At 67.4% G+C, this 12876-nt stretch carries 24 protein-coding genes; all 24 read left to right on the forward strand.

Features of this window, described 5'->3' with window-relative positions; all coding sequences use genetic code 11:
- The first annotated feature begins 7 nt into the window (after positions 1–7).
- The 24 genes from rplC to ACH34Q_RS37940 all read left to right on the forward strand — a co-directional run bounded on the left by rplC (position 8) and on the right by ACH34Q_RS37940 (position 12861).
- Positions 8–658 carry a 50S ribosomal protein L3 gene (gene rplC / locus ACH34Q_RS37825; RefSeq protein WP_395987985.1) on the forward strand — a complete coding sequence of 217 codons (651 nt, stop codon included), beginning with the start codon at positions 8–10 and terminating at the stop codon, positions 656–658.
- Positions 655–1269 (forward strand): 50S ribosomal protein L4, encoded by a 615-nt coding sequence (gene rplD, locus ACH34Q_RS37830; protein WP_395987986.1) that lies wholly within the window; start codon positions 655–657, stop codon positions 1267–1269. The genes rplC and rplD overlap by 4 nt, the downstream gene beginning before the upstream one ends.
- Positions 1266–1565, forward strand: a complete 300-nt coding sequence (gene rplW, locus ACH34Q_RS37835) for a 50S ribosomal protein L23 (RefSeq protein ID WP_395987987.1) — start codon at positions 1266–1268, stop codon at positions 1563–1565. The genes rplD and rplW overlap by 4 nt, the downstream gene beginning before the upstream one ends.
- A 37-nt stretch (positions 1566–1602) precedes the next feature.
- Positions 1603–2436: a 50S ribosomal protein L2 gene (gene rplB / locus ACH34Q_RS37840; protein ID WP_395987988.1), complete on the forward strand. Its 834-nt coding sequence runs from the start codon at positions 1603–1605 to the stop codon at positions 2434–2436.
- A 12-nt stretch (positions 2437–2448) separates the two neighbouring features.
- Positions 2449–2730, forward strand: a complete 282-nt coding sequence (rpsS, locus tag ACH34Q_RS37845; RefSeq protein ID WP_395987989.1) for a 30S ribosomal protein S19 — start codon at positions 2449–2451, stop codon at positions 2728–2730.
- Positions 2731–2769: 39 nt separating this feature from the next.
- Entirely contained in the window at positions 2770–3147 is a 378-nt protein-coding gene (rplV, locus tag ACH34Q_RS37850; protein ID WP_395987990.1) for a 50S ribosomal protein L22, read from the forward strand.
- The gene (gene rpsC / locus ACH34Q_RS37855; RefSeq protein WP_395987991.1) at positions 3147–4043 is read left to right on the forward strand and encodes a 30S ribosomal protein S3; all 897 of its coding nucleotides are present in this window, start codon (positions 3147–3149) and stop codon (positions 4041–4043) included. The genes rplV and rpsC overlap by 1 nt, the downstream gene beginning before the upstream one ends.
- 8 nt (positions 4044–4051) lie before the next feature.
- Entirely contained in the window at positions 4052–4471 is a 420-nt protein-coding gene (gene rplP / locus ACH34Q_RS37860; protein ID WP_395987992.1) for a 50S ribosomal protein L16, read from the forward strand.
- Positions 4471–4716, forward strand: coding sequence for a 50S ribosomal protein L29 (gene rpmC, locus ACH34Q_RS37865; protein WP_395987993.1), 246 nt, complete (start codon positions 4471–4473; stop codon positions 4714–4716). The genes rplP and rpmC overlap by 1 nt, the downstream gene beginning before the upstream one ends.
- Positions 4709–4981 (forward strand): 30S ribosomal protein S17, encoded by a 273-nt coding sequence (rpsQ, locus tag ACH34Q_RS37870; protein WP_395987994.1) that lies wholly within the window; start codon positions 4709–4711, stop codon positions 4979–4981. The genes rpmC and rpsQ overlap by 8 nt, the downstream gene beginning before the upstream one ends.
- A 73-nt stretch (positions 4982–5054) precedes the next feature.
- Positions 5055–5423 (forward strand): 50S ribosomal protein L14, encoded by a 369-nt coding sequence (gene rplN, locus ACH34Q_RS37875; RefSeq protein WP_395987995.1) that lies wholly within the window; start codon positions 5055–5057, stop codon positions 5421–5423.
- Positions 5423–5776, forward strand: coding sequence for a 50S ribosomal protein L24 (rplX, locus tag ACH34Q_RS37880; protein WP_395987996.1), 354 nt, complete (start codon positions 5423–5425; stop codon positions 5774–5776). Before rplN ends, rplX begins: the two co-directional genes overlap by 1 nt.
- A complete protein-coding gene (gene rplE, locus ACH34Q_RS37885; RefSeq protein WP_395987997.1) occupies positions 5769–6344 on the forward strand; it encodes a 50S ribosomal protein L5 in 576 nt (191 codons plus the stop codon). Before rplX ends, rplE begins: the two co-directional genes overlap by 8 nt.
- The gene (locus tag ACH34Q_RS37890) at positions 6344–6529 is read left to right on the forward strand and encodes a type Z 30S ribosomal protein S14 (protein WP_395987998.1); all 186 of its coding nucleotides are present in this window, start codon (positions 6344–6346) and stop codon (positions 6527–6529) included. Before rplE ends, ACH34Q_RS37890 begins: the two co-directional genes overlap by 1 nt.
- A 134-nt stretch (positions 6530–6663) precedes the next feature.
- Entirely contained in the window at positions 6664–7062 is a 399-nt protein-coding gene (rpsH, locus tag ACH34Q_RS37895; RefSeq protein WP_395987999.1) for a 30S ribosomal protein S8, read from the forward strand.
- A 16-nt stretch (positions 7063–7078) separates the two neighbouring features.
- The gene (gene rplF / locus ACH34Q_RS37900; RefSeq protein WP_395988000.1) at positions 7079–7615 is read left to right on the forward strand and encodes a 50S ribosomal protein L6; all 537 of its coding nucleotides are present in this window, start codon (positions 7079–7081) and stop codon (positions 7613–7615) included.
- A 3-nt stretch (positions 7616–7618) separates the two neighbouring features.
- Complete coding sequence (gene rplR / locus ACH34Q_RS37905; protein ID WP_395988001.1) at positions 7619–8005, forward strand: 50S ribosomal protein L18; 387 nt, start codon at positions 7619–7621, stop codon at positions 8003–8005.
- Between the two features lie 37 nt (positions 8006–8042).
- On the forward strand, positions 8043–8699 hold the full coding sequence (gene rpsE / locus ACH34Q_RS37910; RefSeq protein ID WP_395988050.1) for a 30S ribosomal protein S5: 657 nt from the start codon (positions 8043–8045) through the stop codon (positions 8697–8699).
- Complete coding sequence (gene rpmD, locus ACH34Q_RS37915; protein WP_395988003.1) at positions 8696–8878, forward strand: 50S ribosomal protein L30; 183 nt, start codon at positions 8696–8698, stop codon at positions 8876–8878. The genes rpsE and rpmD overlap by 4 nt, the downstream gene beginning before the upstream one ends.
- Position 8879: 1 nt before the next feature.
- The gene (rplO, locus tag ACH34Q_RS37920; RefSeq protein ID WP_395988004.1) at positions 8880–9359 is read left to right on the forward strand and encodes a 50S ribosomal protein L15; all 480 of its coding nucleotides are present in this window, start codon (positions 8880–8882) and stop codon (positions 9357–9359) included.
- Between the two features lie 164 nt (positions 9360–9523).
- Complete coding sequence (secY, locus tag ACH34Q_RS37925; RefSeq protein WP_395988051.1) at positions 9524–10819, forward strand: preprotein translocase subunit SecY; 1296 nt, start codon at positions 9524–9526, stop codon at positions 10817–10819.
- On the forward strand, positions 10819–11469 hold the full coding sequence (locus tag ACH34Q_RS37930) for an adenylate kinase (protein WP_395988005.1): 651 nt from the start codon (positions 10819–10821) through the stop codon (positions 11467–11469). The genes secY and ACH34Q_RS37930 overlap by 1 nt, the downstream gene beginning before the upstream one ends.
- Positions 11470–11577: 108 nt before the next feature.
- Positions 11578–12399 (forward strand): type I methionyl aminopeptidase, encoded by an 822-nt coding sequence (gene map / locus ACH34Q_RS37935; RefSeq protein WP_395988006.1) that lies wholly within the window; start codon positions 11578–11580, stop codon positions 12397–12399.
- Positions 12400–12417: 18 nt separating this feature from the next.
- Entirely contained in the window at positions 12418–12861 is a 444-nt protein-coding gene (locus ACH34Q_RS37940) for a DUF1707 domain-containing protein (protein WP_395988007.1), read from the forward strand.
- Positions 12862–12876 lie beyond the last annotated feature (15 nt).

Genomic DNA, 12876 nt, shown 5'->3' on the forward strand with positions numbered 1-12876 from the left:
CCGAGAGATGAGTAAGCAGAGGAAGGGCGTCCTGGGCGAGAAGCTCGGCATGACCCAGGTCTTCGACGATGAGGGCCGGATCGTTCCGGTGACCGTCGTCCAGGCCGGGCCGTGTGTCGTGACCCAGCTCCGCACCCAGGAGAACGACGGCTACACCGCCGTCCAGCTTGGGTTCGGGCAGATCGACCCGCGCAAGGTGAACAAGCCGCGCACGGGTCACTTCGAGAAGGCCGGCGTCACGCCGCGCCGTTATCTCGTCGAACTGCGGGCTGACGACACCACCGAGTACGAACTCGGCCAGGAGATCACCGTCGAGGTCTTCGAGGCCGGCCAGAAGATCGATGTCACCGGAACGAGCAAGGGCAAGGGATTCGCGGGCGTCATGAAGCGCCACGGGTTCCACGGGCTGAGCGCCTCACACGGCACTCAGCGCAAGCACCGCTCCCCGGGCTCGATCGGCGGCTGTGCGACTCCTGGTCGCGTCTTCAAGGGCCTTCGTATGGCCGGTCGTCACGGCAACGCCCGCACCACCGTACAGAACCTGACCGTCCACGCCATCGACACCGACAAGAACCTGCTGCTCATCAAGGGCGCGGTTCCCGGTCCGAACGGCGGCGTGCTCCTGGTCCGCAGCGCTGTGAAGGGAGCGGGCAAGTGACCTCAAAGATCGACATCGAGTTGCCTGCGGCGATCTTCGACGCGAAGACCAGCGTGCCGCTGATCCACCAGGTCGTGATCGCTCAGCTGGCGGCGGCCCGGCAGGGCTCGCATTCGACAAAGACCCGGGGCGAAGTCTCCGGCGGCGGTAAGAAGCCGTACCGGCAGAAGGGCACCGGCCGGGCCCGTCAGGGCTCGATCCGGGCGCCGCAGTTCGCCGGTGGCGGCATCGTGCACGGCCCGCAGCCGCGGGACTACTCGCAGAAGACGCCCAAGAAGATGAAGGCCGCCGCGCTGCGCGGCGCCCTGTCGGACCGTGCGCGGTTCGACCGGGTGCACGTGGTCGACAAGATCATCGAGGGCGACACCCCGAAGACGAAGACGGCACTGAGCGCACTGCGCTCGGTCACCGACGCCAAGCGCGTCCTCCTGGTCCTGTCCCGTGAGGACGAGCTGACCTGGAAGAGCCTGCGCAACGAGCCGAGCGTGCACGTTCTCGTCTCCGACCAGCTCAACACCTACGACGTGCTGGTGAACGACGAAGTCGTCTTCACTCAGGCCGCTTACGACGAGTTCGTCGCGCGCGCCGGCAAGAAGGAGCGGGCGAAGTGACGAAGATCGCTGACCCCCGGGACGTCATCATCGCGCCGGTGGTCTCCGAGAAGAGCTACGGGCTCCTGGACGAGAACAAGTACACGTTCCTCGTCCAGCCCGACGCGAACAAGACTCAGATCAAGCAGGCCGTCGAGTCGGTGTTCGGCGTCAAGGTGACGAGTGTGAACACCCTCAACCGGTCGGGCAAGCGCAAGCGCACCCGGTTCGGCTACGGCAAGCGCAAGGACACCAAGCGCGCCATCGTCAGCCTGGCAGAGGGCGAGCGGATCGACATCTTCGGCGGTCCGGCCTAACCGGGGCCTCGAGGCAGACAAGGGATGAACGAATAAGATGGGCATCCGTAAGTACAAGCCGACGACGCCGGGTCGTCGCGGGTCGAGCGTGGCCGACTTCGTGGAGGTCACGCGCCGCGAGCCCGAGAAGTCGCTGCTGCGTCCGCTCCCCAAGAAGGGCGGCCGCAACAACCACGGCCGCATCACCACGCGTCACCAGGGCGGCGGGCACAAGCGCGCCTACCGGGTGATCGACTTCCGGCGGCACGACAAGGACGGCGTGCCGGCCAAGGTCGCGCACATCGAGTACGACCCGAACCGCACGGCTCGGATCGCGCTGCTGCACTACGCCGACGGCGAGAAGCGCTACATCCTCGCGCCGACCGGCCTCAAGCAGGGCGACCGCGTCGAGAACGGCCCGGGCTCGGACATCAAGCCGGGCAACTGCCTTCCGCTGCGCAACATCCCGACCGGTACGGTCGTGCACTCCATCGAGCTCAAGCCCGGTGGCGGCGGCAAGCTGGCCCGTTCCGCGGGCGCCGGCGTCCAGCTGCTCGCCAAGGAGGGGAAGTACGCCACGCTGCGGATGCCCTCCGGCGAGATGCGGATGGTCGACGTGCGCTGCCGCGCGACGGTCGGAGCGGTCGGCAACGCCGAGCAGTCGAACATCAACTGGGGCAAGGCCGGCCGGATGCGATGGAAGGGCAAGCGCCCGACCGTCCGCGGTGTGGCCATGAACCCGATCGACCACCCGCACGGTGGTGGTGAGGGCAAGACCTCTGGTGGCCGGCACCCGGTGAACCCGAACGGTAAGAAGGAAGGCCGTACTCGCCAGGCCAACAAGTCGAGCGACCGGCTGATCGTCCGTCGTCGCAGCAAGAAGAAGCGGTAGGAGTCGCTCGTTATGCCACGTAGCCTTAAGAAGGGCCCCTTCGTGGATGACCACCTGATGAAGAAGGTGGACGTCCAGAACGAGAAGGGCACCAAGAACGTCATCAAGACGTGGTCGCGGCGCTCCATGATCGTGCCGGAGATGATCGGTCACACGATCGCCGTGCACGACGGCCGCAAGCACGTCCCGGTGTTCATTACCGACGCCATGGTGGGACACAAGCTCGGCGAGTTCTCGCCGACGCGGACGTTCCGCAGCCACGTCAAGGAAGACCGCCGCAGCCGCCGAGGCTGACCAGGCAGTGCAGTAGCTCGTACGGAGAGAGGGAAAGCGATGGAAGCCAGGGCCCAGGCGCGGTTCATCCGCGTCACGCCCAGGAAGGCCCGCCGCGTGGTGGACCTCATCCGCGGCCTGCCTGCCGCGGAGGCTCAGGCGGTCCTGAGGTTCGCCCCCCAGGCTGCTAGTGAGCCGGTGGGCAAGGTGCTGGCGAGTGCCATCGCCAACGCCGAGCACAACTTCAAGCTCGACTCCGACGACCTCGTCGTGAGCCGGGCATGGGTCGACGAGGGGCCGACGCTCAAGCGTTTCCGTCCCCGTGCCCAGGGCCGTGCCTACCGCATCAACAAGCGCACGAGCCACATCACCGTGGTCGTGCAGTCGCGGGAAGAGGCCAAGGCCAGCAGCGGCAAGACGAAGAGGAGGGCCCGGTAGTGGGTCAGAAGATCAACCCGCACGGGTTCCGGCTCGGAATCACCACCGACCACAAAAGCGTGTGGTTCGCGGACAAGCTCTACAGGGACTACGTCAAGGAAGACGTCCAGATCCGGCGCATGCTGCAAAAGGGCATGGACCGGGCGGGCATCTCCAAGGTCGAGATCGAGCGCACCCGTGACCGTGTCGAGGTCAACATCCACACCGCCCGGCCGGGCATCGTCATCGGCCGCCGTGGCGCGGAGGCCGAGCGACTCCGGGGCGACCTGGAGAAGCTGACCGGCAAGCAGGTGCGGCTGAACATCCTCGAGGTCAAGAACCCCGAGATCGATGCTCAGCTGGTCGCGCAGGGCGTGGCCGAGCAGCTGTCCAGCCGGGTGGCGTTCCGCCGGGCCATGCGCAAGGCGATCCAGTCGGCGATGAAGTCCGGTGCCAAGGGCATCAAGGTCCAGTGCGGCGGACGCCTGGGCGGGGCCGAGATGTCCCGTTCGGAGTTCTACCGCGAGGGCCAGGTCCCGCTGCACACGCTGCGCGCCGAGATCGACTACGGCTTCTACGAGGCCCGTACGACGTTCGGCCGCATCGGCGTGAAGGTGTGGATCTACAAGGGCGAGGCCGGGGCGACCCGCGCCGAGCGCGAGCAGAAGGCCGCGCAGCAGCGCGCCGCCGGTGGCGGCGGTGGCGGTGGCGGTGGCCGTGAGCGCCGCGGCGACCGTCGCGGTGGCGGCGGTGGCGGTGGCGGCGGCGGCCGTGGTGGCGCCGGCGGCGGCGGCGGTGGCCGTGGCGGCCAGCGCGGTGGCGGTGGCGGCGGCGGCGAGCGTGCCCCGAAGCAGCAGGGTTCAGAGCAGCAGGCCCCCCAGGCGCCGGAGGCTGCTGCGAGTGGTGAGGGGAGCTGAAGTAGCCGATGCTGATCCCTCGTAAGGTCAAGCACCGTAAGCAGCACCACCCGAAGCGCCGTGGCATGGCCAAGGGTGGCACGAAGGTGACGTTCGGTGAGTTCGGCATCCAGGCCGTCGAGCACGCGTATGTGACGAACCGGCAGATCGAGGCCGCTCGTATCGCGATGACCCGCCACATCAAGCGTGGCGGCAAGGTCTGGATCAACATCTTCCCGGACCGTCCGCTGACCAAGAAGCCGGCCGAGACCCGGATGGGTTCCGGTAAGGGTTCGGTCGAGTGGTGGGTGGCCAACGTGAAGCCGGGCCGCGTGATGTTCGAGATCTCCTACCCGAACGAGCAGGTCGCTCGGGAAGCTCTGACGCGCGCGATCCACAAGCTTCCGATGAAGTGCAAAATCGTTAAGCGAGAGGTGGGTGAGTCCTGATGGCCAAGGGTCTTACCGCCGACGATCTGCGGACCGAGCCCCAGGACGTCCTGGTCACCAAGCTCAAGGAGGCGAAGGAGGAACTGTTCAACCTTCGCTTCCAGGCCGCGACCGGCCAGCTGGAGAGCCACGGGCGACTGCGCACCGTGAAGCGGGAGATGGCCCGCATCTACACCGTGATGCGGGAGCGGGAGCTCGGCATCGTCACGGTCGCCGAGGAGTCCGCGGAGGGCAAGGATGACTGAAGAGAAGACCGAGGAGCGGAACGCCCGCAAGGTGCTCGAAGGCCTCGTGGTGAGCGACAAGATGGACAAGACCGTGGTCGTGTCCGTCGAAGACCGCATCACGCACCGCCGGTACCACAAGGTGATCCGCCGCACGACCAAGTACAAGGCGCACGACGAGGCCAACGCGTGTGGCGTCGGCGATCGCGTCCGTCTCATGGAGACCCGCCCGATGTCGGCCACCAAGCGCTGGCGCGTGGTGGAAGTCCTCGAGAAGGCCAAGTAATCACTGGTTCCGCCAGGCTCCCCGGACGCGCAACGCGGTCCGGGGAGAACCGGTGTGACGAACAGGAGTCAACGTGATCCAGCAGGAGTCGCGACTCAAGGTCGCCGACAACACGGGTGCCAAGGAGATCCTTTGCATCCGGGTGCTCGGCGGCTCGGGTCGGCGCTACGCGGGAGTCGGCGACGTCATCGTCGCGACGGTGAAGGACGCCCTTCCCGGCGCCGGCGTGAAGAAGGGCGACGTCGTCAAGGCGGTCATCGTGCGTACCCGCAAGGAGCGCCGGCGGCCGGACGGCTCCTACATCCGTTTCGACGAGAACGCGGCCGTCCTGATCAGGGACGGCGGCGACCCCCGTGGCACCCGGATCTTCGGCCCGGTGGGCCGTGAGTTGCGCGACAAGAAGTTCATGAAGATCATCTCGCTCGCGCCGGAGGTGCTGTGATGAAGATCAAGAAGGGTGACGAGGTCATCGTCATCGCCGGCAAGGACAAGGGCGCGACGGGCAAGGTCCTGCGTGTCGACCGCAGCCGTGAGCGGGTCGTCGTCGAGGGCCTGAACCTCATGACCAAGAACATCAAGGCCGACCAGCAGCGCGCCGGCAAGGAAAGCGGCCGTGTCACGGTCGAGGCGCCGCTGCACGTCAGCAACGTCGCGCTCGTCGAGGACGGCAAGCCCGTCCGGATCGGCTACGAGATCGGCGAGGACGGCAGCAAGGTCCGGGTCACCCGCCCGCACAAGAGCCGGGCCGAGTCGGCCAGCGCTAAGGGCGGTAAGGAGCCTGCTTCCGATGACTGAGACCGTGACCGAGCAGACCGTTCCGGCGCCGAGGCTCAAGCTGCGCTACCGCGAGGAGATCGTGGGCGCGATGCGCGAGCAGTTCGGCTACGCCAACGTGATGCAGATCCCCGGCCTGACCAAGATCGTGGTCAACATGGGCGTGGGCGATGCCGCCAAGGACGCCAAGCTGATCGAAGGCGCGATCAAGGACCTGACCGCGATCACCGGCCAGAAGCCGGCCGTGAACCGGGCGAAGAAGTCCATCGCCCAGTTCAAGCTGCGTGAGGGCATGCCGATCGGCGCGCACGTCACGCTGCGCGGCGACCGCATGTGGGAGTTCCTGGACCGGCTGCTGGCCACCGCGCTGCCCCGGATCCGCGACTTCCGCGGCCTGTCGCCCAAGCAGTTCGACGGGAACGGGAACTACACCTTCGGGCTGACCGAGCAGGTCATGTTCCACGAGGTGGACCCGGACAAGATCGACCGCAACCGCGGCATGGACATCACGGTGGTCACCACCGCGAAGACCGATGACGAGGGCCGGGCGCTCCTGAAGCTCCTGGGCTTCCCCTTCAAGGAGAACTGATGGCGAAGAAGGCACTGATCGCCAAGGCGGCTCGGAAGCCCAAGTTCGGCGTGCGCAGCTACACTCGTTGCTCGCGCTGCGGGCGCCCGCGCGCGGTCTACCGGAAGTTCGGCCTGTGCCGGATCTGCTTCCGGGAGATGGCCCACCGCGGCGAACTGCCGGGTATCACGAAGTCCAGCTGGTGAGCGCCCGCCCCCGCGGGGGCGGCGCCCAGCCTGTAATAACCACCGGGCACCTGAAGAAGGTGTCCACGACCGCGCCAAAGGTCCACGGGTTTCATCCGCCCGAGGAAACCGTGGCGAGGGAGGGCCTGTAGCCCATGACGATGACCGATCCGATCGCAGACATGTTGACGCGTCTGCGGAACGCGAACTCGGCGTACCACGACTCGGTGTCGATGCCGTACTCGAAGATCAAGGCGCACATCTCGGAGATCCTCCAGCAGGAGGGCTACATCACCGGCTGGACGGTGGAGGACGCCGAGGTCGGCAAGAAGCTCACGATCGAGCTGAAGTTCGGCCCGACCCGCGAGCGCTCCATCGCCGGCATCAAGCGCGTCTCGAAGCCGGGTCTGCGGGTGTACGCAAAGAAGGACAACCTGCCCAGGGTTCTGGGTGGGCTGGGCGTCGCGATCATCTCGACGTCCTCCGGCCTGATGACCGACAGGCAGGCCGGCAAGCGTGGCGTGGGCGGGGAAGTCCTCGCCTACGTCTGGTGAGGGGAGGGCACTAGTAATGTCGCGTATCGGACGTCTCCCCATCACCGTGCCCGGCGGTGTCGACCTGAGTGTCGACGGCCGCCAGGTCACCGTCAAGGGGCCCAAGGGCGAACTGAGCCACACCGTCGCCGAGCCCATCGAGGTGGCGCTCGAGGACGGCACGGTCACCGTGACCCGGCCGGACGACATCAATGTCAACCGGGCGCTGCACGGTCTCACCCGCACGCTGATCAACAACATGGTCGTCGGCGTGACGGAGGGTTACAAGAAGACCCTGGTCATCCAGGGAGTCGGCTACCGCGTGGCGGCCAAGGGCAAGAACCTGGAGTTCTCCCTCGGCTACAGCCACACGATCACCGTGGAACCGCCGGAGGGCATCACCTTCACGGTCGAGCGGCCGACCCAGCTGATCGTCGAGGGCATCGACAAGCAGAAGGTCGGCGAGGTCGCCGCGAACATCCGCAAGCTGCGCAAGCCCGACCCGTACAAGGGCAAGGGTGTGCGGTACGAGGGTGAGCAGATCCGCCGCAAGGTCGGAAAGGCTGGTAAGTAGATCATGGCAGGCACCAAGACCCTGGCCGGTAAGGCCACGTCGGCCCGGGCGAAGTCCCGCAAGCGCCGGCACCTCCGGGTCCGCAAGAAGGTCGTCGGCACCGCCGCGCGGCCGCGCCTGGTCGTGACCCGCTCCAGCCGGCACATGTTCGTCCAGGTGATCGACGACACCGCGGGCCACACGCTGGCCTACGCGTCGACCATGGAGGCCGACCTGCGCGCCGACGACGGCGACAAGTCGGCCAAGTCCCGCCGGGTCGGCGAGCTCGTGGCCGCCCGCGCCAAGGAGGCCGGCGTCAGCGCCGTCGTCTTCGACCGGGGCGGCAACAAGTACCACGGCCGCGTGGCCGCCGTCGCCGACGGCGCGCGCGAGGGGGGCCTCGAGCTGTGACGGCCCTTGCTTTCGTCAATGATGAGAAGAGGAACCACTGATGGCAGCGCAGAGGCGTGGTGGCGGTCAGGGTGGCGACCGTCGCGACGGCCGCCGCGACGGTCGCGGTGGCGACCGTCGCGACGGCCGCCGCGACGGTCGCGGTGGCGCCGACAAGGGCCAGTCGTACATCGAGAAGGTCGTGGCGATCAACCGTGTCGCCAAGGTCGTCAAGGGCGGGCGTCGCTTCAGCTTCACCGCCCTGGTGATCGTCGGTGACGGCAACGGCACCGTCGGGGTCGGCTACGGCAAGGCCAAGGAGGTGCCCGCGGCGATCGCCAAGGGCGTCGAAGAGGCCAAGAAGCACTTCTTCAAGGTGCCGCGGATCCAGGGCACCATTCCGCACCTGGTGCAGGAGCGGGCCGCGGCGGGCGAGGTCCTGCTGCGTCCGGCCAGCCCCGGTACCGGCGTGATCGCCGGTGGCCCGGTGCGCGCCGTGCTGGAGTGCGCGGGGATCCACGACGTGCTGAGCAAGTCGCTGGGCAGCGACAACGCGATCAACATCGTGCACGCCACGATCGCGGGCCTCAAGGCGCTCAAGCGCCCCGAGGAGATCGCGGCCAAGCGCGGCCTGCCGATCGAGGACGTCGCCCCGGCCGCCATGCTGCGGGCGCGTGCCGCCGGCAGCGAGCCGCGTGCGGAGGTGGGATCGTGACGCAGCTCAAGATCACGCAGATCAAGTCCGTGATCAGCGAGAAGCAGAACCAGCGGGCCACGCTGCGCACGCTCGGCCTGAAGAAGATCGGGCAGAGTGTCGTCCGCGAGGACCGGCCCGAAGTGCTCGGCATGATCCGCACGGTGAATCATCTCGTCACCGTCGAGGAGGTCGACTGACATGGCGGACCTCACGAAGGACGCCGCGGGTGCCGAGGGCACTCCGCTGAAGCTGCACGACCTGCGTCCCGCCCCGGGATCCAACCGCGCCAAGGTCCGCAAGGGCCGCGGCGAGGCGTCCAAGGGCAAGACGTCGGGCCGCGGCACCAAGGGCACCAAGGCCCGCAACACGGTGCCGGTCGGGTTCGAGGGCGGCCAGATGCCCCTGATCCGGCGGCTTCCGAAGCTCAAGGGCTTCAAGAACCCCAACCGGGTCGAGTTCCAGGTCGTGAACCTGGACAAGCTCGGTGAGCTCTACCCCGAAGGGGGCGAGGTCACCGCCGACGACCTGGCGGCCAGGGGCGCAGTGCGCCGCAACCGCCCGGTCAAGATTCTCGGCAGTGGCGAGATCTCCGTGGCGGTCCAGGTGAAGGTGCACGCCTTCTCCGGTTCCGCCAAGGAGAAGATCGCGGCTGCCGGCGGCTCCGCCGAAGAGCTGTAAGGAAGACGGGCGATGGCGCCGGTGACGTCCGGTAGGACGGGACCGGTGCCATCGGCTGTTAGAGTCTCACCGGCGGTGGTGTCCCAGTGTGGGGCCCCCGTCGTCCATGGACCCGAACCCGGCCCCTCGGCGGCCAAGGATTCGCCAGTCGCGCAGGAGGAATGGTGCTGACCGCGTTCGCTCGGGCTTTCCGTACGCCGGACCTGCGTAAGAAACTTCTGTTCACGCTCTTCATCATCTTGATCTTCCGGATCGGCTCGATGTTGCCGTCCCCGGGCGTGAACACCGGGGTGCTGCGCGACACGGCCGAAGCCGCCAAAGAAAGCAACCAGCTCTACGGGCTGGTCGACCTGTTCAGCGGCGGCGCGCTGCTGAAGCTGTCGGTGTTCGCGCTGGGCATCATGCCCTACATCACCGCGAGCATCATCCTGCAGCTGCTGACGGTCGTGATCCCGCGCCTGGAGGCCCTCAAGAAGGAGGGCCAGTCCGGCACCACGAAGATCACCCAGTACACCCGCTACCTGACCGTGGGCCTGGCGATCCTGCAGGCCACCGGCATCGTGGCGATGGCCAGTACGGGGCAGCTCTTCCAGGGTGTGGCCGGCGGCCAGGACGTGCTCTACAACAACGACGTCTCCACGATCGTCACGATCGTGCTGGTGATGACGGCCGGTACGGCGGTCATCATGTGGCTGGGCGAGCTGATCACCGACCGCGGCGTCGGCAACGGCATGTCCATCCTGATCTTCACCCAGGTGGTCGCGGTCTTCCCCGGCCAGTTCTGGAGCATCTACAAGTCCAAGGGCGGCTTCGTCTTCGCGATCGTGCTGCTGGTCGGAATGGCGATTCTGGCCGGTGTGGTCTTCGTGGAGCAGGCGCAGCGCCGGGTACCGGTGCAGTACGCCAAGCGGATGGTCGGGCGCCGGATGTACGGCGGTACCTCGACCTACATCCCGCTGAAGGTCAACCAGGCCGGCATCATCCCGCTGATCTTCGCCTCGTCGATGCTCTACCTGCCGGTGCTGGCGACCCAGCTGTGGCCCAACACCGGCTGGCTGCAGAAGGTCCAGCCGTACCTGGCCCAGGACAACCCCTGGCACATGGCGATCTTCTTCGCCTTCATCATCTTCTTCACGTACTTCTATGTGGCCATCACGTTCAACCCCACTGAAGTCGCCGACAACATGAAGAAGTATGGTGGGTTCATCCCAGGTATTCGTCCGGGCCGGCCGACCGCCGAGTACCTCGACTACGTGCTCACCCGGATCACCACTCCGGGCGCGATCTACCTGGGGCTCGTCTCCCTGATCCCGATGGTGGCCTTCGCGCTCGTCGGCGCCAGCCAGGACTTCGCGTTCGGGGGTGCGAGCATCCTCATCGTCGTCGGCGTCGGACTGGATACCGTGAAGCAGATCGAGAGTCAGCTCCAGCAGCGCAATTACGAGGGCTTCCTCCGGTAGTGCGCATCGTTCTGGTGGGCCCCCCGGGAGCGGGCAAGGGGACGCAGGCCCAGTTCATCGCATCGCATCTGTCCATCCCGAAGATCTCGACAGGTGACATCTTCCGCGCGAACGTCAGCGGGGGTACCGAGCTCGGCAAGCAGGCCAAGAAGTTCATGGACCGCGGCGACCTGGTGCCCGACGAGGTCACCATCGCCATGGTGCGCGACCGGCTGGCCGAGGACGACGCCGGGCACGGGTTCCTACTGGACGGGTTCCCCCGCAACGTTCCGCAGGCGGAGACCCTGAAGAAGATCCTCGCCGAGTGGGACTCGCGGCTGGACATCGTCCTGGAGCTGGTGGTCGACGAGGACGAGGTCGTCCGGCGGCTGTCGGGCCGGCGCACCTGCGAGCAGTGCGGGCGCATCTGGCACGTCGACTTCGACGACAAGAAGGACGACATCTGCGACGAGTGCGGCGGGCATCTGTTCCAGCGGGACGACGACAAGGAAGAGGTCGTCCGGCACCGGCTTGAGGTCTACCAGGAACAAACCTCGCCACTCGTGAAGTTCTATGCTGATGAGCGCATTCTGGTCGGTATCGACGCGACCGGACCGGTCGAGGAAGTCACCAACCGGGCGCTCGCGGCGCTGCGGCCGCTGGAGACGTGATTCGAGAAGACCGCGGGTTCCCGCAGGGCACCTGCCCGCACGGGAGCCCGCGGTCTTCTCGTTGAACTCCCTGCCGCGGCCCGAATGACGGCCAGGTCAAGGGGAGAGATGTTCAAACGGCGTAGGCCCGCGATCCAGATGAAGACCGCCGAGCAGGTGGAGCTGATGCGGGGGGCCGGCCTGCTGGTCGGCCAGACCCTCGAGCTGCTGCGCGAGTCGGTCAAGCCCGGGATCACCACCAAGGATCTGGACGAGATCGCCGAGCGCAACATCCGCGACAACGGCGGCGTCCCCTCGTTCAAGGGCTACCACGGCTTTCCCGGGACGATCTGCGCCTCGGTGAACGAGGAGATCGTGCACGGCATCCCGAGTTCCGGCAAGGAGCTGCGGGACGGTGACGTGATCTCCATCGACTGCGGCGCGATCGTGCAGGGCTGGCACGGCGACGCGGCCATCACGGTTCCGGTGGGCGAGGTCTCCGCCGAGCTGACCCGGCTCCTGGAGGTCACCGAGGCGTCCCTGTGGCGCGGTCTGGCGGCCGGAGTGGCCGGAGCCAGGCTCACGGACATGTCGCACGCGATCGAGTCGTACATCCGCTCTCAGGGCTCCTACGGCATCGTCGAGGGGTACGGCGGGCACGGCATCGGGACCGAGATGCACATGGACCCGCTGATCCCCAACCACGGAGCGCCCGGGCACGGCCCCGTGCTGGAGCCGGGGATGTGCTTCGCGGTCGAGCCGATGGTCAATCTCGGCACCAAGGACACCCTGGAACTCGAGGACGGCTGGACCGTTGTCACCACTGACGGGCGCCGTTCGGCGCACTTCGAGCACACGTTCACCGTGACCCCCGACGGCCCTCGCGTGCTCACGGCACTTGACGAGGGCCGGGAGTGGTTCTCCAAACTGGGGAGTAGCAGCTCCTCCTGAACCCATGAGGGAATGGCCATGCCGCCGAATCCCGAGATGAGAGCCTCGGACGCCGACCGCGACCGGGTGGCCTCGACGCTGCGCGAGCACTGCGCGCAGGGCCGCATCACCATGGACGAGCTGCAGGAGCGGCTGGACGCGACGTACGAGGCCAGGACGCTCGGGCAGCTCCAGGACGTGACGTCCGATCTGCCGGAGGAGGACCTGCACGAGCTGCCCGTACCCGCGGCCCAGCGGACGACGTACGTCCCGGCGACGAAGGACCGGCGGGGCGGCGAGGTGTCCCCCGTCGGTCCGCGCGCCATGTGGGTCACCTGGGGCGCGGTCAGCGGGATCAGCCTGACGATCTGGTTGATCCTGGCCGTGACCGGCACCCTGGCCTACCCGTGGTGGCTCTGGGTGGCCGGCCCGTGGGGCATCGCCCTGCTGATCAAGACCTTCGCAGGCCCCAAGCGCCCCTGAACCAGGCCCCGGCCC

This window comes from Actinomadura sp. 9N407, from assembly GCF_044326315.1.
Lineage (GTDB): Bacteria > Actinomycetota > Actinomycetes > Streptosporangiales > Streptosporangiaceae > Spirillospora.